14 protein-coding genes are annotated in these 20,399 nt (G+C 36.2%); 6 read left to right on the top strand and 8 right to left on the bottom strand.

Annotation, left to right across the window (positions count from 1 at the left end):
• Window positions 1-33 precede the first annotated feature (33 nt).
• Together ftsH and VB248_RS11445 are read left to right on the top strand one after the other, a co-directional pair.
• Window positions 34-2,085, top strand: coding sequence for an ATP-dependent zinc metalloprotease FtsH (gene ftsH, locus VB248_RS11450; RefSeq protein ID WP_323296916.1), 2,052 nt, complete (start codon window positions 34-36; stop codon window positions 2,083-2,085).
• A gap of 121 nt (window positions 2,086-2,206) precedes the next feature.
• The gene (locus tag VB248_RS11445; protein ID WP_323296915.1) at window positions 2,207-3,007 is read left to right on the top strand and encodes a UDP-2,3-diacylglucosamine diphosphatase; all 801 of its coding nucleotides are present in this window, start codon (window positions 2,207-2,209) and stop codon (window positions 3,005-3,007) included.
• Here the strand turns inward: VB248_RS11445 and VB248_RS11440 are convergent.
• The 3 genes from VB248_RS11440 to VB248_RS11430 form a co-directional block, all read right to left on the bottom strand.
• Window positions 3,004-3,717 (bottom strand): thiamine diphosphokinase, encoded by a 714-nt coding sequence (locus VB248_RS11440; protein ID WP_323296914.1) that lies wholly within the window; start codon window positions 3,715-3,717, stop codon window positions 3,004-3,006. The two genes, VB248_RS11445 and VB248_RS11440, sit on opposite strands and share 4 nt — an antisense overlap.
• 131 nt (window positions 3,718-3,848) lie before the next feature.
• Window positions 3,849-5,522: a sodium/sugar symporter gene (locus VB248_RS11435; protein ID WP_323296913.1), complete on the bottom strand. Its 1,674-nt coding sequence runs from the start codon at window positions 5,520-5,522 to the stop codon at window positions 3,849-3,851.
• A 339-nt stretch (window positions 5,523-5,861) separates the two neighbouring features.
• Window positions 5,862-7,415: an NFACT RNA binding domain-containing protein gene (locus VB248_RS11430; RefSeq protein ID WP_323296912.1), complete on the bottom strand. Its 1,554-nt coding sequence runs from the start codon at window positions 7,413-7,415 to the stop codon at window positions 5,862-5,864.
• Between the two features lie 137 nt (window positions 7,416-7,552).
• Here VB248_RS11430 and VB248_RS11425 point away from each other — a divergent pair, with 137 nt between their 5' ends.
• Both VB248_RS11425 and VB248_RS11420 read left to right on the top strand, forming a co-directional pair.
• On the top strand, window positions 7,553-7,915 hold the full coding sequence (locus VB248_RS11425; RefSeq protein ID WP_323296911.1) for a BlaI/MecI/CopY family transcriptional regulator: 363 nt from the start codon (window positions 7,553-7,555) through the stop codon (window positions 7,913-7,915).
• A gap of 31 nt (window positions 7,916-7,946) precedes the next feature.
• Complete coding sequence (locus VB248_RS11420; protein WP_323296910.1) at window positions 7,947-9,347, top strand: M56 family metallopeptidase; 1,401 nt, start codon at window positions 7,947-7,949, stop codon at window positions 9,345-9,347.
• A 56-nt stretch (window positions 9,348-9,403) separates the two neighbouring features.
• Here VB248_RS11420 and nagB read toward each other — a convergent pair whose 3' ends face one another.
• The 5 genes from nagB to VB248_RS11395 all read right to left on the bottom strand — a co-directional run bounded on the left by nagB (window position 9,404) and on the right by VB248_RS11395 (window position 14,672).
• Window positions 9,404-11,365: a glucosamine-6-phosphate deaminase gene (gene nagB / locus VB248_RS11415; RefSeq protein WP_323296932.1), complete on the bottom strand. Its 1,962-nt coding sequence runs from the start codon at window positions 11,363-11,365 to the stop codon at window positions 9,404-9,406.
• Window positions 11,362-11,568: a helix-turn-helix transcriptional regulator gene (locus VB248_RS11410; protein WP_323296909.1), complete on the bottom strand. Its 207-nt coding sequence runs from the start codon at window positions 11,566-11,568 to the stop codon at window positions 11,362-11,364. Before VB248_RS11410 ends, nagB begins: the two co-directional genes overlap by 4 nt.
• Window positions 11,569-12,023: 455 nt before the next feature.
• On the bottom strand, window positions 12,024-12,341 hold the full coding sequence (locus tag VB248_RS11405) for a hypothetical protein (protein ID WP_323296908.1): 318 nt from the start codon (window positions 12,339-12,341) through the stop codon (window positions 12,024-12,026).
• Window positions 12,342-12,464: 123 nt separating this feature from the next.
• Window positions 12,465-14,144, bottom strand: a complete 1,680-nt coding sequence (locus VB248_RS11400) for a PHP domain-containing protein (protein WP_323296907.1) — start codon at window positions 14,142-14,144, stop codon at window positions 12,465-12,467.
• A gap of 12 nt (window positions 14,145-14,156) precedes the next feature.
• Entirely contained in the window at window positions 14,157-14,672 is a 516-nt protein-coding gene (locus VB248_RS11395) for a DUF4494 domain-containing protein (RefSeq protein WP_323296906.1), read from the bottom strand.
• A 609-nt stretch (window positions 14,673-15,281) separates the two neighbouring features.
• Between VB248_RS11395 and fumC the strand changes: the two genes are divergently transcribed.
• Together fumC and VB248_RS11385 are read left to right on the top strand one after the other, a co-directional pair.
• Window positions 15,282-16,685 carry a class II fumarate hydratase gene (fumC, locus tag VB248_RS11390; protein WP_323296905.1) on the top strand — a complete coding sequence of 468 codons (1,404 nt, stop codon included), beginning with the start codon at window positions 15,282-15,284 and terminating at the stop codon, window positions 16,683-16,685.
• Between the two features lie 494 nt (window positions 16,686-17,179).
• Complete coding sequence (locus VB248_RS11385) at window positions 17,180-19,894, top strand: exo-rhamnogalacturonan lyase family protein (protein WP_323296904.1); 2,715 nt, start codon at window positions 17,180-17,182, stop codon at window positions 19,892-19,894.
• The last annotated feature ends 505 nt before the right edge of the window (window positions 19,895-20,399 follow it).

Raw genomic sequence — 20,399 nt, 5'->3', positions numbered from 1 at the left:
TTGGATACTGTTTAAAAGTTAATTATAGAAAAAATGGCAGAAAATAATAGTGAGAATAATAAACCACAAGGATTTCAGAAGCGTCGTCCTAATACTTCAGGAAATGGTTTTCAAGGATGGTTGGTTATAGGACTAATTGTTGCTTTAATCAGTATTTACTTTTTAAGTAAAACTCGTGTTTTGAAACCTATTCAGCAGGCCGAATACGAGCAAATGGTTCTAAATCAAGAAATCGCTAAATTATCTATTATCAAAGGAAAGGATTTAGTAGAAATTACTTTGAAGCCTGAAGCTTTGTCAAAGTATAAAAATGAATTGAGCGACCAGCCAAATGCTGCAATCAACCCAAGTGCTGGACCACAATTTGAAAAGGAAATTACTTCTATTAATTCTTTTGAAACTGAACTCAACGAATTACAAAAAGATATTCCTCGTGAAAAAAGAGTACACGCTACTACCGAAGAACATTATGGTATTCTTGATTTCTTCATGGGGCCTGGTTTTATCATTTTAACCTTTGTGGCTATTTACTTTATGTTCTTCCGTATGGGTGGAACGGGTGGCCCGGGTGGACAAATCTTCAATATCGGTCGTTCGAGAGCTACTTTGTTTGACGGCGAAGCTAAAGTGAAAATTACTTTTAACGATGTTGCTGGTTTGGACGAAGCCAAAGAAGAAATTCAAGAAATTGTAGAATTCTTGAAATTCCCTAAGAAATTTACAGATTTAGGAGGTAAAATTCCGAAAGGTGCATTATTAGTAGGCCCTCCGGGAACGGGTAAAACTTTGTTGGCAAAAGCGGTAGCTGGCGAAGCAGGTGTTCCTTTCTTCTCACTTTCTGGTTCAGACTTTGTAGAAATGTTTGTGGGTGTAGGTGCGGCTCGTGTTAGAGATTTGTTCAAACAAGCCAAAGAAAAAGCACCATGTATCATCTTTATTGATGAGATTGATGCGGTTGGACGTTCTCGTGGTCGTGGTGCTATGCCGGGTTCAAACGATGAGCGTGAAAATACTTTGAACTCACTTTTGGTTGAAATGGATGGTTTTGCTACTGACTCTGGTATTATTATCATGGCAGCAACTAACCGCCCAGATGTACTGGATTCAGCTTTATTGCGTCCGGGACGTTTTGACCGTCAGATTTCAATTGATAAACCAGATATTATCGGAAGAGAAGCGATTTTCAAAGTACACTTAAAACCTTTGAAATTAGCGGCTGATATTGACCCTAAAGAATTGTCGGCTCAAACACCAGGTTTTGCAGGTGCTGAGATTGCCAACGTTTGTAACGAAGCTGCTTTGATTGCGGCTCGTCGTAGCAAAACTGCGGTTGATATGAAAGACTTCCAAGAAGCAATGGACAGAGTAATTGGCGGTTTAGAGAAAAAGAACAAATTGATTTCTCCAGAAGAAAAGAAAATTGTTGCCTATCACGAAGCTGGTCACGCCATTGCAGGTTGGTTCTTAGAACACGCAAACCCTTTAGTAAAAGTAACAATTGTGCCTCGTGGCGTAGCAGCTTTGGGTTATGCACAGTACTTGCCTAAAGAACAGTTCTTGTACCGTACAGAGCAATTAATGGACGAAATGTGTGTTACTTTGGGTGGACGTGTTGCTGAAGATATTGTTTTTGGTAAAATCTCAACGGGAGCACAGAACGATTTAGAGAGAATCACTAAATTGGCATACAGTATGGTGACAATTTATGGGATGAATGAGAAATTAGGTAATGTTTCATTCTACGATTCTAAAGGTTCAGAATATAACTTCAACAAACCTTATTCTGAACAAACTGCTCGTGAAATTGATGAGGAAGCTCGTAAAATCATCCAAACAGCCTACGACCAAACTAAAAAGTTGTTGACTGAAAAGAAAGATAAGTTAGAAATTTTGGCTCAGGAATTATTAGTAAAAGAAGTACTTTTCCAAAATGATTTAGAGCGTTTGGTTGGTCCAAGACCTTTTGAACAATTGACTACTTATCAGGAATTTACAAGAAACGAAGATAGAAAAGCCGCAGAATTGGAAGCAAAAGAAGCAGAAGCTGAAAAAGCCGCAGCTGAAGAAGTTCCTGCTGAAAAATAGAAAATATTACCATTTTGCAAATAAAATCCTGCTCAGTATAACTGGGTAGGATTTTTGTTTGATAGACCATTCGGTTAATAAATAGCTACATTTTGTATCTTTGTTTCCTAAAATTGATTCAATGACAACTATTCATTTACAAGAAGGTAAAAAAATATACTTTGCTTCTGATTTTCATTTGGGTTATCCCGACCACGAAACAAGCTTGATGCGTGAAAGAAGAATTATTGCATGGCTAAATAAAATTCAAGCGGATGCTCAGATGATTTTTTTAATGGGTGACGTTTTTGATTTTTGGTTTGAATACAAAAATGTGATTCCAAAAGGTTTTGTAAGACTACAAGGGAAATTGGCTGAACTTTCTGATGCTGGTATTGAAATTATCATGTTTAGGGGAAATCACGACCTCTGGATTTTTGATTATTTTCAATACGAAATGGGCATAAAAGTATTAAGAGAACCAACCGCCTATTTAATCAATACTCCAAATACTGAAAGTAGTAAAACCTTCTACTTAGCTCATGGTGATGGTTTGGGCCCGGGTGATTATTCTTATAAATTTTTGAAAAGAATTTTTGAAAGTAAATTTTGTCAGTGGGCTTTTGGTTGGATTCATCCACAAGTAGGCATGACGCTGGCAATGGCTTGGTCTGACTCCAAAAAAGATGAAGAAAGATTAAAACGAGAATTACAATTCAGAGGTGATGGCGAATGGCTTTGGGCGTATTCCAAAGAAATTGAGCAGCAAAAACATCATGATTGTTATATTTTTGGGCATCGTCATCTCCGTTTAGACTTAAAAGTCGGAGAGAGTAGTCGTTATGTTAATTTGGGACAATGGTGTTACGATAATGAAGATAGTAATCATTATGCCATTTATGATGGACAAAGTTTAGACATTGTAAAATTCATTCAAGACTAATCATTGCATTCCATCATCAATAAATCTCCATTTTGATAAGTAATTTTTACTAAGCCATCCTGTAAAACTTCATTGCTACTGCCTGTTCTGTAACCAATAGTCAGGCTTTCGTGATGAAGTTCATACTTTAAATTTTGTGTGGTAATGCCTGTTACTTCTCCCACAGGAATCAGCGAAATAGGCGTTTGGGCTGGATACCATTTTTCATAAGTATTGGGCAATAAGAAGATTTTAGAGTAATCATCAATCAAAACGATTTTCAACAAATCTCTAAAACGCACAATATTGGTAATATTTGTAATCGTGTGGTCGGCTCTTCTACCCGTTGCCCACACTACATTTACGGCAGGAAAACCTCTTCCAATCAAATAATCAAAAGCTTTTTCTAAATCCGTTTTGTTTTGGTCTGGCGTATGTACAATTTCAATAGGATATTGTTCTTCTTTTATTTTCTCAAGATTTACCGCTCTTTTGGTGTTTTGTTCATTCAGCAGTTGTACTTCTGAATCAGTTCTTTGTACATCAAAATCACCCAAAAGTACGTCCACTTTTATACCCAATTCCAATACTCGATTAATAGCAGAATCCAGTACAATGACTAAAGGCGACCACTCCAAAAGTTGTCCCAACAACTCATTGTTGCAGGCTTCGCCATTGGCAATAATGAGAGCAGGCTCTTGTTGGTCACGGATGATGTGGTGAGATGACATAAATAAGCGTTTTTTATGAGATTTGAATGATGATACGAAGTGATTTTCGATGAATTATACAATACAAATTTAACAAAAAAGGCACTAAGAATACTTAATGCCTTTTTTGTTAATGATTTTGAAATGATTTCCTACCAGAATGTAGCGTAAAGAATTACTAAAAGCGTAATGATTGCCCCTGCACCAATGGCAAAACCTTGAGTAGTTTTGAACATAGAAGCATCTACCACCAAAGCTTTTGGATTTTCTTTTGTAGAAGAATCTGCCAAACCTAAAATTGCCATCATTAATACACATATTACGAAAGTAATCGCCATACGGTCAAGGAATGGAATGATGTGTTTGCCTTCGCTATCCAAGAATGAAGAGTAAATTGGAGCATCGTAAATTCCTGTCCAATCTGGGAAGTCTTTTAGAATCAATGAAATCACAACTGAACCAATTGTTGCAACCATTGCACCTGCCGAGTTGGCACGTTTCCAGAAGAAACCTAATAAGAATACCGCAAAAATACCTGGAGAAACATAACCAGTCATTTCTTGAATAAAGTCGAAACCACCTTTTTTATCAATGCCCAAGAAAGGAGAAATCACAATGGCAAGAATCATCGCAATTACGATTACAATTCTACCAGTAGTTACTAATTCTTGTTCAGTAGCATCTTTTTTGAAGAATTTCTGATAAATATCAAGCGTAAAGATTGTCGAAATAGAGTTTGCTTTACCTGCCAAAGAAGCTACGATAGCTGCTGTAAGTGCCGCAAATGAAAGACCTTTCAAGCCGGGAGGTAATAAATTTAACAATACTGGATAAGCGTGGTCTGGGTTTACTGTACCGTCGCCGCCCAACATTTCTTTTTGGAACATTCCGTTTTGGTATAAAACGTAAGCTGCAATACCCGGAATAACTACGATAACTGGCATTAAGATTTTTAAGAAACCAGCAAATAAAAGACCTTCACGAGCTACTGGAAGCGATGCACCCAAAGCACGTTGTGTGATATATTGGTTACAACCCCAGTAGTTTAAGTTTACAATCCACATACCGCCAATTAATACTGCTAAACCTGGCAATGAAGTAAAGTTCGGGTTGTCTTTTTTCAAAATCATGTGGAAGTGGTCATCGGCACGAGTAAACATTTGTTTTAAACCTTCTAATGCACCTACTTCACCAAATTGTTGAGAAACCAAAGTCAAAGCTAAATAAGTAGTACAAAGTCCGCCCAAGATTAAGAAAAATACTTGAATAACGTCTGTAAAACCGATTACTTTCATACCGCCCAAGGTAATTACTACGGCAAAGAAAGCTAAACCCCACATACAAAGCGTAAAGTCGATACCTGAAATAGTTGTAATTGCTAAAGCTCCTAAGTAAAGAATTGAAGTAAGGTTTACAACCACATATAAAATCAACCAGAAAATAGCCATTACTGTACTTACAGTTGAATTATAGCGTTGCTTCAAAAACTGAGGCATTGTAAAAATCTTATTCTTCAAATAAATAGGCATGAAAAACACAGCCACAATAATCAAGGTTGCGGCAGCCATCCATTCGTAGGCAGAAATTGCCAAACCCATTTTAAAACCATTACCAGCCATACCAATAAATTGCTCGGCTGAAATGTTTGAAGCAATCATTGATGCTCCAATAGCCCACCATGTTAGCGAACCTTCGGCCAAGAAGAAATCTGTGGAAGAGGCTTGTTTTGATTTTTTTTGTTGGTAAATCCAGTAGCCGTAGCCTGCTACAACAATAAAATAGAAGAAGAATACTAAATAGTCAACGGATTGCAGTCCTTTTTGCATTGGGTTTATGTATTTTTTTGGTTATATGTTATTTTTCATTCCGAAAGATACTGCATTAATTCAAAATTAAATAGATTAAATACAATAAATTATGTAGCAAAAGCTATTCAAAATTTACCATTAGCTGTGTAATCTACTGTAATTCAATGAATTAACTGATAAGTTAATCATGTCAAATTGACACATTTTATTGTGATTTTTTACAAATCTATATTGGAATAATCTAATTGATTTTTGGGAGAATTGTAAAAAATTACTTGCTGAAAAGCGGTGAAAATGATTAAATAAGTTTATTTCCCTCAAAATTAATATTTTTTGTAAATAAAAAAATACTTGAGGCTAAAGTTTTGGTTCAATCATAATAACTTCTTCTTTATCAATGATTACTTGTCCTTCGCCCAAGTCTCTGGTTTTTCTTACATATTTTTTGGGCGTAACGATTACTGGACATAAAGTATCGTTTTTTCTTTTGGAATAAAAAGCCGCCAAACCTGCTGCTTTTTCAATCACATTTATCGGAAAATTTCTGCCAGCTTGCTTACGAATCACCACGTGCGAACCCGCTACATCTCTGGCATGAAGCCACAAGTCTTCTTTGCGAGCAAAGCGTTGGGTTAGTAAATCGTTATTTTTGGCATTGCGACCAACCAAAATTTCATAACCTTCAAATTGATAATACTTAAAAAGCGTCTGTACCGTTTCTACTACTTTTTGTGTAGGTTCTAATTGGTTGGCTTTTAAGTACTTTCTGAATTCTTTTAAAGTTTCAAAGCCTTCAATGTCTTTAATTTGCTGTTCAATTTCGGCTAAATCCATTTCTTTGGCTTCTACATTTTCCATCAATTTCTCGATTTCAATCTTTTCATTTTTGGATTTTCGATAATAATTCTCCGCACTTTTCTGTGGACTTAGGTCTGGCTTTAAACGAATTTTTATCGGCTGGTCTCGATAAAAATCATATAATTCAATTACTTCAGTTCTTTCAGGAATGGCATGAAGATTCGCCATGATAATATTCGCAATTTCATCATGTTTTACGCCCGTGTCCAAACCTGCCAATTGCTGATAACACTTGTCTATATAGGTTTGTGTTCGTGTTTTTTTCTTTTGAAGTATTTTAATGATTTGCCCTTTTTCTTTATCAATCACATTGATTTTGTTGTGAGCATAATAAAAGGCATTACTGGCTTCAAGTGGGTCGGTAAAAGTTTGTAGGATTTCTCCTTCTTCTTGAATTAATGATAAAATTGGCTGGAAATCAAGTGTTTTTATATAAAAAGTGGGCTTTTCAAGTGCTTGTAATATGGACTGAATTTGTTCCCAACTGACGTTCTCAGTGTTGTTTTTTGTCAGAAATTTTGTGATTTCTTTCCCAAAAGTAGGAAAAAGAGCTTTCCAACCTTTTTCTTGGAATGCCTCAAAACTTTGGTCGATTGGTCTGTCAAGTTTGTCTAAAACAACATTATTATCAATGACCAATTTGTTTTGAAATAAATCTATTACTTCATCGCCTTGGAAAAGAATAATATTCGAACGATTGCCGTACATTTTGAAAAGTAAGACAAAATCGTTTTCAAAATACAGAGCGAATGCACGCTCGTTTTCAAACTGACGAACACTGAGTACTTTTAAATCTATAATTTCTTTGAAAAGATTAACTGAATTTCTGCCTGCTCTTTTGAAATCTTTTGGAAAAACCAAACAAGCAAAATCTGGATGAAGTACTGCTTTAATATAAAATTCTTTTTGGTCACGCCATTGTTTGCCTTCGCTACAAAAACCCAGTAAAATTTCGTCTTTTTCTTGCGAAAAACATTCTGCCAAGACCAAGCCCGTAAGTTCGTTTGAAAGTTTTTGTGATAGTTGACGAAGGAAGTAATAATTAGTTTGCATACAATTTATGAAAGCCTTAGCTTTTTATTTGATTGCAAAGGTAGCTGAATTAAGTATTTTTAAATATTAACTGAAAAATACGTTAAATAACTTAAATTTTAGTTGTAAAACTGAAAAATAAGTTATAGCTTTGATTCATGGAAGAATTAACAAAAACAGAAGAGAAAATTATGCAGGCACTTTGGCAGTTGAAAAGTGCTTTTGTAAAAGATATTATCGAAAAAATGGATGAAGAACCCAAACCGCCTTACAATACGATTTCGTCGGTAGTGAGGATTTTGGAAAAAAAAGGTTTTGTTGGCTACAAAGCTTATGGCAAAACTTATGAGTACTTCCCGATAATTTCTAAGGAAGATTATGCCATGAAGACTTTCAAAAAAGTACTGAGCAATTACTTCGATAATTCTGCAAGTAGTTTATTATCATTTTTAGTAAAAGAAGAAAAAATATCTTCGGCAGAATGGGATGCACTGAAAAATATTATTGATGGCAAAAACTGATTTCTTGTATTAATTTTTAATCCTATTAACTATGAAGTATCTGTTTGAATCGAGCGTCTCGATGATGCTTTTGTACGCCCTTTATTTTTTTGTTTACAGAAATTTCACTTTTGTTCGGCTCAATCGCATTTACTTGTTGTTGAGTTTAGTTTTCAGTTTGCTGATACCCAATTTTTCTTGGGAAGTAACAGAACTGACTTCAACTCCGCAAAAATTGGTTGATTTTACACAGTTTTATTCCATAAAACAGCTTGAAGCTTTTGGAAATAGGGGAGGCGAAGCAATCGAAAACCCCAAAACTGAATTTTTGAATGGTTTTTCACTCCTATATTTTTGTTACTTTTTGGGTTCAGCACTAATGTTGATTCGCTTGATGATACTGACGTTTAAACTATTCAGTTTTAAAAAAATACCCTCTAAACCTTATATCTCAACGCAAGGGAAATTTGCCAATTCTTCGTTTTTCAATCTGATTTTTATTGATGATACGCACTTAGAAAAGCCCGAAATCGAACAGATTTTGGCACATGAACGCTGGCACGTGCGTCTGCTTCACTCTTTTGATTTACTCTTTGTCGAGTTGGTGAAAATTGTTTTCTGGTTCAATCCGATTGTTTACTTGTATCAACTTTCGTTGGCAGAAGTACATGAATACGAAGTAGATAGCCGAATGGTTGAACAATATCACCCACGTACTTATGCTCATCTATTGTTAAAATTAGCAGGTTTTCAAAGTCAGCCAAGGATGATTCATACTTTTAGCCGAAAACCACTTTCCGACCGTATTCATTTTTTATTTACTAAACAAAAATCAGTACCTATGAAAAAGTTCGCTTATTTATCCGTTTTGCCCATTTTAGGGCTAATAACGATGGCGTTTTCTTTTGAAAGCGTCGTCAAGAAAATACAAGAAAAACCAAATAAGAATGTTGAAAGACCACTAAATAGTGCTTTAACGACCTATCCGGAAGTAAAAGTTTCTGATAACAAGGAGCTTTACACTGTCAAGATAAATGAAAAAAAAGGTCAAATTTGGGTAACTATGAGTCCGAGAAAAATTACTCCAGATTTAGTGAATAGAATTGTTGCTGAACAATTTAAAAGCTTTGGTTTTTTGGTGAAAGTAAAAAATACTGAATACAACGATGCCAAAAAATTGAACAGAATTGAAATTAGCATGGAAGAAAATGAAGTAAGTAAAAAAGCAAGAGATAAAAAGAAAGTAAAGGTATCGGATTTGCCAACGCATTTTAGTTTTAATCTGAATAAAATGATTAATAAAAATCCAAAAGACTTGGATGCGATGATTGTACTTTTTGCCGATAAAACCACAGGCGAACATTTTGTAGCACCACTTGGTCCTCCACCGCCGCCGCCACCACCAATGCCGATGAGAAAAACACCACCCTTGGCAACTAAAAGTAAGCAATAAAAAAATCCCGAAAGATGTTTAATCTTTCGGGATTTTTATTGCTCATTATCAATTCATTAGATTTTCCATCTTACAAAAGCTTCCATTGCTTCGTACTCAGCCAAACCTAATTTATTATACAATTTTGCAGTATTACTATTTCTATCTTCCGCTCTTTGCCAGAATTCACGGGCATCAGAACCTTGGAACGGTACGCCATCTTTTTGTGATTGGTGTTTGAAAATACCATAACGTTTTTTCAATACTTGGTCAGGCGACATCGGAACTGCCATTTCAATTTGGTCGATGTCCCATTCTTGCCAAGCTCCTTTGTACAACCAAATCCAGCAGCTATTCATGTATTCACGATGTTTCAATTTCTGAACAGCTTGAATGATAGCGTCTAAACATACTTTGTGCGTTCCGTGTGGGTCGGCCAAATCGCCAGCGGCATAAATTTGATGTGGCTGTACTTCGTCAATCAGATTCATGACAATTTCTACATCTTTTTCACCGATTGGGTTTTTCTGGATTGTTCCAGTTTCATAAAAAGGCATATCCAAGAAGTGAATATTTTCTTTTTTGATACCCACGTAGCGACAAGTATTTTTTGCCTCACCTCTACGAATCAAGCCTTTGATATAGCGTACTTCTGGCGTATCAATTTCAGAATCTTTTTTCGCTTTCAAGAATTTAGCCGCTTCACGATAAATACGATTAGCTTTGGCATTGTTGGCTTCAAATCTTTCGTTGAAGTCAACAACAAATTCAGCGAAACGAAGTGCTTCATCATCAGCTACGGCAATGTTTCCAGAAGTTTGATAAGCTACATGAACATCATGTCCTTGGTCGTGCAAACGCTGGAAAGTACCACCCATCGAAATAATGTCATCGTCGGGGTGTGGACTAAAAATAATTACTTTTTTCTTAGCAGGGTAGGCACGTTCTGGGCGATTTGAATCGTCTGCATTGGGTTTTCCACCCGGCCATCCCGTAATACTATGTTGTAAATAATTGAATACTTCAATATTTATATCATAAGCCTGACCATACAAAGCCAACAAGTCAGAAAGACCGTTTTCGTTGTAATCGGCATTTGTCAATTTCAGTACAGGTTTGTTTACTGTCAAAGCCAAATGAATCACGGCTTTTTTAATCATCGCTCTGTCCCAATTTACAGAATCCACCATCCATGGCGTTCTCATACGAGTCAGTTGCGAAGCGGCAGCGGTATCAATTACGAAAGATGCGTTTTCGTGTAATTGCAAGTACGAAGCAGGTACATCAGAACTTACCGAACCTTCAACGGCACGAGCTACGTTGGTAGCTTTGTGTTCGCCCCAAGCTAATAATACAACACGTTTGGCTTCCATGATTTTCTGAACGCCCATCGTGATAGCTTTTTTAGAAACCTTCGCCAAGCCTCCAAAGTCGCCAGCTGCATCAATTTGAGTAGTAAGGTCGAGAGTCATCAGACGAGTTCTTGAATTGACCAAAGAACCGGGTTCGTTAAAACCAATGTGACCATTTCTACCAATACCCAATAGTTGAAAATCTAAACCTCCGTAACGTTCGATTTGAGCCTCATAATCTTTACAAAACTCTGCTAATTTTTCAAGCGGTAAAGTTCCGTCTGGTAAATGCCAGTTGCCCGAAGGAATATCAATATGGTCAAAGAGTTGTTCACGCATGAAACGTACATAACTCTGAACCGAGTCTGGTTGCATCGGATAATACTCATCAAGGTTGAAAGTTACCACATTCTGAAAACTCAAACCTTCTTCTCTGTGCATTCTGATAAGTTCAGCATATACTTTTTTTGGTGATGAGCCTGTTGCTAAACCTAAAACGGCAAGTTTACCTTCATTACTTCTTTGACGGATAATTCCTGCAATTTCATGTGCAACAGCACGTGAGGCAGCATCAGAATCGGCATAAATAAGGGTTGGAATACGTTCGTAACTAATGGCTTGTTCCATATTAAATAATGTTGAGCGTTGGTAAAAATATTTGTGTTTTGAATGATTGTTGAATTTTATTCTTTTTTACTTACTACAATCACCTCTAATCCTAAGTTGTCTAAGATTTTGTTAAGTGTTTTGATGGATGGATTCGCTTTGCCTAATTCAATGGAATGAATCGTCTTTATGGCAACATCACTTTTTTCACTCAAGTTTTCTTGGCTAAGAGAAAGAGTATTTCTTCTTTCACGAATAACACTGCCTAATTGTTCAAGATTCATAATTCAGAAATATTTTACTGGTATTTTTGCAAAGTTATAAATAAATATTTATTTTAAAATTGTTTTTCGGTAATAAGTTTCCGAATGATTAAAAATAATATAGATTTATGATTCTTTGCTAATCATTTAGGGTTTAAATCAATTCTTTTAAGCTTTTAGACGAAGTAAATTAAGCAAAATACTCACTTTGGGTATCCTGATGTATCTAAAAACTGTGATTACCTATAAAAGAGTGAATTGAGAAAATATAACTTGATGATTAGCTATTTTTTAGAGAAAATTTGATTTTATTAAAGTAAGCGGTATTATTTTGCCGATTTATTGATGGGAAAAATAAAAAATCCTTCCCGAAACACATTTTGGCTTCAAGAAGGATATTGATTTTAATATTTGTCACAAGGGTTTAAAATCCACAATGGACTAAAAACTTTGAACAGGAATTTCAGGGTAAAATATTATTCAAAGTATAATATTAAACTGGCAATGCTGTTTGTGTTGTCATAGCGATAGGAAATCAGCTTATCTAAATTATAAGTAGTATTGCCTACGGTAATAAAAATACCATTGATATTGAGTTGCGTATCGGAAGTAGCAGAAGTATTTCTATTACTGTAAGCCACTACGTTAAAATTGTATCCAACATATTTACTTTTTAGTTCGTTGGCTACTTTTTCGCCATCAGAAAGTACATCATCTTTTTGGCAAGCACTAAAAAAGAATGAAGCGAAGAAAATGAATAATAACAAACGGGTTTTTAGAAGTATTGTTCTCATGGTAGTAAAAGGGAGAATAAATGATATTAAGATTATGAGGAAATAATTAGGTGTAATTTTACAAAAAAAACCTTTTCAAAACACTTGTTTAGTTTTGAAAAGGTTTCTATGAGGCTTTTTTGATTATTTCTTTAAGTAATCAGTAATTTCTTGCAGACTCAAAGCATTAAATGTCATTTCTTTGGTTAAACCTCCTTTACGAGCTACTGCTACGCCATAGTGCATATCGAAATATCCATCTTTTTCGTGTGCATCTGGATTAATAGACAACTTTACGCCTTTTTCTAAAGCGTATTGTATCCATCGCCAATCTAAATCTAAACGATATGGGCTGGCATTAATTTCAATCACTACATTATTAGCCGCACAAGCGTCAATCATTTTTTTATAATCGACAGGATAACCTGCTCTTGATAATAATAATCGCCCAGTTGGATGTCCGAGTATGGTTGTATAAGGATTTTCAATTGCTCCAATGATTCTTGACATCGCTTTTTCTTCAGTCATTTTCAGATTTTGATGAATTGAAGCCACGATATAATCAAAGCTTTTCAATACATCATCTGGATAATCTAAAGAACCGTCGCCCAAAATATCAGATTCTATGCCTTTTAGTATTTTAAAAGGTCTGTCTGTCATCAACGAATAAGCTTGATTCAATTTATCAATTTCAGCGTGCTGTTCAAACACTCTTTCTTCCGAAAGTCCTTTGGCATAAGAAGCAGTTTTTGAATGGTCGGCAATGCCCAAATATTCAAAGCCTAATTCTCTACAATAATCAGCCATTTCTTTTAAAGAATGTTTACCATCTGAATAAGTAGAGTGATTATGCAAAATACCTTTGAGTCCATCCCAAGTAATTAATTCCTCATTTTGATGATTTTGTACCCAATCAAATTCAAAATTACCTTCTCGCATTTCTGGAATGATATAAGGAATATTGACACTTGCATAAATGGCTTCTTCTGAATCAAACTCTTGTTTCTGGACAGTCTTTAAAATGTTTTGACTTGCCAAATGCTTGGGCGAAGCAGAGTAAATAAATACTTGGTTGACAAACTGAGCAGGTGAACAAATCAATACTTCAATTTCGATGGCTTTTCCTTCAAAATGTCCACGCCAAGCAAAAGGAGAGGAGGCTTTTTCATCTTGTTGTAAAGTCGGTAATGAATTGATTAACTTCTGTACTTCCCAAGGTTTATCATGTCCAACTACCAATTGAATCTTTTCAACAATTTCATTTTTACGTCTGACATCGCCAACGATAGATACTTGTTCAAAAGATTTTTCTAACTCATCAAATAAAATTTCTGCCAATTCTTCGCCCTTTTCCATGCGAAGTTTCCCAGCGTTTGATTGTGCGTACAAAATAGACTCTTTGATGGTGTTCTGAATTTTATATCCAAAACCTTTCAATTTCGCTACTTCGCCATTTTCACAAGCCAAAAGCAATTCACGAGTATCAGTAATATTGAGTTCCTGCCAAATTGTGCGTACTTTTTTGGGGCCAATGCCTTTGATATTGAGCATATCAAAAACGCCTTCGGGGGTGCGAGCAAGTAATTCTGTTAATTCTTGCGTCGTTCCCGTTTGTCGGATTTCGTCAATTTTTCCAGCAATACTTTTTCCCACACTTGGCAAAGTAGCCAACTGAGCTACCGACATATTCAATAAATCTTCGGTAGTTTTATCCAAAGCACGAACGGCAAAACCAAGATTTTTGATTTTGAATTCGTTTTCGTCGTGTAATTCAAGCAGCTTTACCGTGAGTTCAAGTAAGGCGACAATTTCTTCGTTATTCATTGCTGATTCAATTTATTGATTCGCTGGCTCTGCTAATTGGTTTTCTTGTTCAGCCAAAACTTCGGCTACTGGTCTGAAATTTCCTTTTTTCAACAATTCATTTTCAGGAACGTAAGGACATACTTCTAAAATCGTAGTGATATTAATGTCTGTAATCAAGTAATCGCCCAAGCTACCTAAGTTTTTCACCAATGCTTCGTAAACGTCTTTTGGCGTTTCGGCATTGATGAGCATAATATGGGGTACTTTCTTTTCTTTCTGCGTTTTTTCGTCGAAAGTAATGTATTGAACTTTGGCTTTGTACCAAATCTCCGAGCCGTTTTCTTCAAAGAAAACTTCGCTCAGTTTCATTTTTGTTAAACTAATTAATTGAAAATCAGGTGTATTACTTGCCACTACTTCATACATTCTTGCTTCTGCTTCTGTATAAGAAACTGCATCCACCAAGTATGCTTCATTAATTGTTTTTAAAGAACCTGCTTCGTCTTCACGTTGATAACGTATTTTACCTAAATACCAAGTTGCCATGTTTTGTTGTTTTATGAGCAACCTCACCCCTAACCCCTCTCCTGTTGAGAGGGGAACTTTAATTTTGAAAAGCCCCCTCTCAGCAGGAGAGGGGGTTGGGGGTGAGGTTTATCTTTCTCCTGTAAATTTTACAATTTCACAAAACTATCAAGACTTGAGGAGGAATACAATTGCTAAGAGATAAGTTCTTGCAATAAATGTTTTTTGGTCTTCGGATGTCGGCAATCGGCTTTCGGATTTCAGCTTTCGGTCATCAGATTTTGATGATTGTTTTTTTATAAATGATGAAGTACAACTGATGGCATGAATCGAAGTCATGCTATCAGCGAAGTTTTTTTGGCTTTTGGCTATCGGATTACGGTCATCAATAAAAATAAAAGCTTAAAATCTAAAACCTGAAGACTGACAACCGAAATCCGACGACCAACATCCCAAATCCCCAATCCCAAATCCCAAAAACTGACCTTCATCATTTTACCACAAAAAAATCAAAAAAACATCCTACGTTTCCTTTTCATTTCTACCTTTGCAGTCAAGTTTAAACGGCGAATAAACTTGTGAAGTCTAAGCAAGTTTATTTACTCATTTTCATATTTTCAAAAGGTAGAAATGGAATACAGAATAGAAAAAGACACGATGGGCAAGGTACAAGTGCCTGCCAATGTTTACTGGGGAGCTCAAACGCAACGTTCAATTATGAACTTTCCGATTGCTCAAGACATCAACAAGATGCCAAAAGAAATTATCCGTGCGTTTGCCTATTTGAAAAAAGCAGCAGCCATCACAAATTTTGAGGCGGGCGTTTTGGCAGAAGATAAGAAAAACCTTATCGGACAAGTATGTGATGAAATCTTGGAAGGAAAGTTAGACGACCAATTCCCATTGGTAGTTTGGCAAACTGGTTCGGGAACGCAATCAAACATGAACTGTAACGAAGTTGTGGCTTACAGAGCTCATGTAATTAATGGTGGAAGTTTGTTAGATGAAACAAAATACATTCACCCGAACGATGATGTAAACAAATCGCAGTCGTCTAACGATACTTTCCCAACAGCGATGCACATTGCGGCATACAAAATCTTGGTAGAAGTAACGATTCCGGGCATTACAAAACTACGTAATACTTTAGATGCAAAAGCGAAAGAATTCAAAAATGTTGTAAAGATTGGTCGTACTCACTTTATGGATGCTACGCCTTTAACTTTAGGACAAGAATTCTCTGGTTATGTTTCTCAACTTGACCACGGTTTGCGTGCTATCAATAATACTTTAGCTCACCTTTCAGAATTAGCTTTGGGTGGTACAGCAGTAGGAACAGGTATCAACACACCAAAAGGTTATTCTGAAAATGTAGCAAAACACATTGCAGATTTAACAGGCTTACCTTTCGTTACGGCAGAAAATAAATTTGAAGCTTTAGCGGCACACGATGCGATCGTAGAAGCACACGGAGCGTTGAAAACAGTAGCAGTTAGCTTAATGAAAATCGGTAACGATGTTCGTATGCTTTCTTCTGGACCACGTTCGGGTATTGGTGAAATCTATATTCCTGATAACGAGCCGGGTTCGTCAATTATGCCGGGAAAAGTAAACCCTACACAATGCGAAGCCATGACAATGGTGGCGGCACAAGTAATGGGTAACGATGTAGCCGTTGGTATCGGTGGTTCGATGGGACACTTTGAACTAAACGTGTTTAAACCAGTAATGATTTACAACTTTTTACACTCAGCTCGTTTGATTGGTGATGTTTGTGTGGCGTTTAATGATAAATGTGCAGAAGGTATTCAACCATTACACGAAAATATCAAGAAACACGTAAACAATTCATTGATGTTGGTAACGGCATTGAATACAAAGATTGGTTACTATAAATCGGCTGAGATTGCTCAGACTGCTCATAAAAATGGTTCAACATTAAAAGAAACAGCTATCGCTTTAGGTTACTTAACAGCAGAAGAATTTGATGCTTGGGTAAAACCAGAAGATATGGTTGGCGATATTAATGTTTAGTTGTTAGCTATGAGCTATGAGCTTTGAGTTTTCGATTGCCATTGCTCGTGTCTCCACGAGCAATAATGCGAAGTAATTCCAAATCATAAAAATCTCCTTTACAGCGATGTGAAGGGGATTTTTTGGTTTTATAGGATTGTATTTTTTTTAAATAATCACCTTTATTAAAACTCAGAAAAGACAAAATTAGGCGTTTCGTAATTGCGTTGATTGATGTTTTATTGACAAAATTGCTTTTAATGAATGAATACAATTTGAACGACATTTCTTGTTTTTTGTAAGTATTTGTTAAAGATATAAAGCGAATTATACTTTAAAAATCATTACTTAGTACTCAATCAGAATCCTTTTTCCATCAATAGTTTTAATAATTATTGGGTAAAAAAACAGATAGCAGGGCTTTTTAGCCTGAGCTATTTCAAGAAAATGGTGGCTCGCACTGTACAACTTTAGGCTCTGTGCTGAAAGTTAAATTCAATAAAGCTGAATTAAATATGAAATCATCTTTTTCATTGACTCGTCGAGCATTTGTTAAAAATTCAATGATGGCTGCCTCTTTGCCACTTACTTCTTCTGTCGATTTTCCAACACTTCATCAAACGAATGTTAGTACTGCCAATACGCCAGTGTCTTTAGATTGGTTAGATAAACAAGTTTCGCCATTTTTCAGAGGTACAACTTGGGGAACTCCGTGGGCAAAAGGTTTACATAAAAAAGGAACAGCATTTACATTGAGCAGTAATGAAAATGAAATACCAATCCAAACTTGGCCTTTGGCTTTTTGGCCAGATGGAAGTTTAAAATGGACGGCTCACGCTGTGGCAAAACATATACATTTAGATAAAAACCTACAACTCAAAGCAGGAAAAACGAACAAAGCTAATACTGTTTTGAAAGTTCAGGAGGGAAGTACTACTATTAAAATCGACACAGGAAAAATTCAATGTGAAATCAATAAACAAGGAAAAACCCTGATTACTTCGCTACAAAGAGAAGGGCAATTAATTGCTCAGGATGGGAAATTGGTTTTATCAGTTCAAGATAATGTAGAAGCAGACGAAGCATTTAAGATAGATTCTTTTGAAGGGAAAATTGATAAAGTAAGTATTGAACAAAGTGGAGCAATCAGAGCCGTTGTAAAGATTGAAGGCTCGCATCAAAATACTGTTTCTAAAAATTTATTGCCCTTTGTACTTCGGTTGTACTTCTATGCCGAAGCTGAATCTATCCGAATGATTCATACCATTATTTATGATGGAGACGAAAACAAAGACTTTATCAAAGGCTTGGGCATTCGTTTTTCTGTGCCTTTGAAAGAAGCTTTGTACGACAGACATATCCGTTTTGTCGGAGAAAACTCAGGAGTTTTTACTGAAGCCGTGCAAGGTTTATCTGGTTTGAGAAGAGATGCTGGCAGAACGGCTTTAGATGCTCAATTAGTAGGAAAATCGGTAACGCAATTGCCCGAAAATGTCTTGAAAAACATTCAATACATTCCTGCTTTTGGAGATTATACTTTATATCAAGGTTCGCCCGATGCTTTTGATATTCAAAAAAGAACAAAAGCGGGGTATTCGTGGATACAATCGGCTTTTGGTGGACGTGCCAGCGGAACGGGCTATGTGGGAACGCCAAAAGGTGGAATTGCCTTTGGAATTCGTAATTTCTGGCAAAGTTTTCCTGCACAGATTGATATAAAAAATGCTCATACGGAACTCGGAGAACTAACGCTATGGCTTTGGGCACCTAAATCTCCAGCAATGGATTTACGTTTTTATCACGACGGCATGGGCGAAGACACGCACGAAAAACAATACAATGCTTTAGATATTACTTATGAAGATTACGAGCCTGAATTTGGGAAACCTTACGGTGTGGCTCGCACCAGTGAAGTACAAATTTGGATTTTATCCGAAACACCTTCGGGAGATGACTTGGTAGAAATTGCCAAGCAGATTCAAGAACCAGATTTACTGGTGGCTTCGCCAGAATATTTGGCACAAGTAGGGATTTTTGGAAGTGCTTTTTCTATACCAGAGAAAACGGCTTCAAATCAAAAACAGGCGATTGAAAATCAGTTAGATTTTTATTTTGATTACTATAAAAAACAAATCGACCAACGTCGCTGGTATGGTTTCTGGAATTTTGGGGATGTAATGCACAGCTACGATAATGACAGACACGTTTGGCGATATGATGTAGGCGGTTTCGCTTGGGATAATTCCGAACTCTCTACGGATTTATGGCTTTGGTATTATTTTTTAAGAACAGGCAGAAGCGATGTTTTCAGAGTAGCAGAAGCTATGACTCGCCACACGGGCGAAGTAGATGTGCATCATATCGGGCGTTTTAGTCCTTTGGGTTCAAGGCATAATGTTTTGCATTGGGGTTGTAGTGCCAAACAGTTAAGAATCAGTACAGCCGCCAATCGTCGCTTTTATTATTATTTAACGGCAGATGAAAGGGTAGGAGATTTGATGAGAGAACAAGTAAATGCTGATAGAACGCTCAGAACGATTATTCCGGGAAGAAAAATTGGACAAAAAGCTCCAGAATCAGACCCTAAAGGTGAGTTAGCCAGTGTTTCATTCGGTACAGATTGGGGTGCTTTGTCTGCTGCGTGGCTTACAGAATGGGAACGTACCGAAAACCCACAAGTAAAAGCCAAATTGCTCAACAGTATGCAAACTATTGCCGAACAAGCTCATGGTTTTTTCACAGGTTTGGCAACGATGGAATTAGCAACAGGCAAGTTTCGACAGGAAGATGCCCAAAAACTTTCGGTATCGCATTTAAGTGCTGTATTTGGCTTGGCTGAAATTTGTGCAGAGTTGATAGAATTAGTAGATATGCCCATTTTTGAAAAAGCATGGTTACAGTATTGTCAATTATACAATGCTACTGCCGAAGAACAAAAAGCTGTTTTAGGGGAAAGTCTAAAAAAACTCAATTTAGAGCAAGGTCACGCCCGACTTACGGCTTTTGCTGCCAAAAGAGGGAAAGATACTACTTTAGGAAAACGTGCTTGGAAAGAGTTTTATGCAGGCGATGGCGGAATAAAAAAACCTTCGATGAAAATTACCCAAATAAGCGGTACAAAAGTATTAAATCCTGTGGAGGAAGGAGAAGGCATTTCTACCAATGCCGTAGCACAATGGGGTTTAGCCGCCATACAATGTTTAGCTTTTGTTGGAAATGATTTAGAGTAAATTCCACCTTGAAACTTTACCATTGCCCAATTAATACTCACTCTTCTTCAATATAAATGACCATTTGCATTAAAGAAATGGCTACTTACAATTGAGAAACGACGATTTACATTGAAGAAATAGAAACTTACAATTGAGAAACAATAATTCACATTGAAGAAATAGAAACTTACAATTAAGAAAAGACCATTTACAATAAAGAAAAGGCTACTTACAGTTAGAAAACGACTACTTACAATTGAGAAACAGCTATTTACATAAAAGAAATAGATACTTACAGTGAAGAAACGACCATTTACAGTTAAGAAATGAATGCTTACAATCAGGAAACAACCATTTACAGTTAAGAAATGAATGCTTATAATTGAGAAACAACCATTTACATTAAAGAAATGAATGCTTGTAATTGAGAAATGACTATTTACATCAAAGAAACGGATAATTACAATTAAGAAACGACCATTTACATTGAAGAAACAGCCAATTACAATTAAGAAATACAGCC

The organism is Arcicella rigui, from assembly GCF_034929435.1.
GTDB lineage: Bacteria > Bacteroidota > Bacteroidia > Cytophagales > Spirosomataceae > Arcicella > Arcicella rigui.
This window is presented reverse-complemented; position numbering and strand designations above follow the sequence as displayed.

Coding starts and splice junctions, on each gene's coding strand:
- VB248_RS11445 (WP_323296915.1), top strand. CDS start 2,207: ATGACAACTATTCATTTACAAGAAGGTAAAAAAATATACTTTGCTTCT.
- VB248_RS11385 (WP_323296904.1), top strand. CDS start 17,180: ATGAAATCATCTTTTTCATTGACTCGTCGAGCATTTGTTAAAAATTCA.
- VB248_RS11440 (WP_323296914.1), bottom strand. CDS start 3,717: ATGTCATCTCACCACATCATCCGTGACCAACAAGAGCCTGCTCTCATT.
- fumC (WP_323296905.1), top strand. CDS start 15,282: ATGGAATACAGAATAGAAAAAGACACGATGGGCAAGGTACAAGTGCCT.
- ftsH (WP_323296916.1), top strand. CDS start 34: ATGGCAGAAAATAATAGTGAGAATAATAAACCACAAGGATTTCAGAAG.
- VB248_RS11400 (WP_323296907.1), bottom strand. CDS start 14,144: ATGAATAACGAAGAAATTGTCGCCTTACTTGAACTCACGGTAAAGCTG.
- VB248_RS11410 (WP_323296909.1), bottom strand. CDS start 11,568: ATGAATCTTGAACAATTAGGCAGTGTTATTCGTGAAAGAAGAAATACT.
- VB248_RS11420 (WP_323296910.1), top strand. CDS start 7,947: ATGAAGTATCTGTTTGAATCGAGCGTCTCGATGATGCTTTTGTACGCC.
- VB248_RS11405 (WP_323296908.1), bottom strand. CDS start 12,341: ATGAGAACAATACTTCTAAAAACCCGTTTGTTATTATTCATTTTCTTC.
- VB248_RS11435 (WP_323296913.1), bottom strand. CDS start 5,522: ATGCAAAAAGGACTGCAATCCGTTGACTATTTAGTATTCTTCTTCTAT.
- VB248_RS11395 (WP_323296906.1), bottom strand. CDS start 14,672: ATGGCAACTTGGTATTTAGGTAAAATACGTTATCAACGTGAAGACGAA.
- VB248_RS11430 (WP_323296912.1), bottom strand. CDS start 7,415: ATGCAAACTAATTATTACTTCCTTCGTCAACTATCACAAAAACTTTCA.
- VB248_RS11425 (WP_323296911.1), top strand. CDS start 7,553: ATGGAAGAATTAACAAAAACAGAAGAGAAAATTATGCAGGCACTTTGG.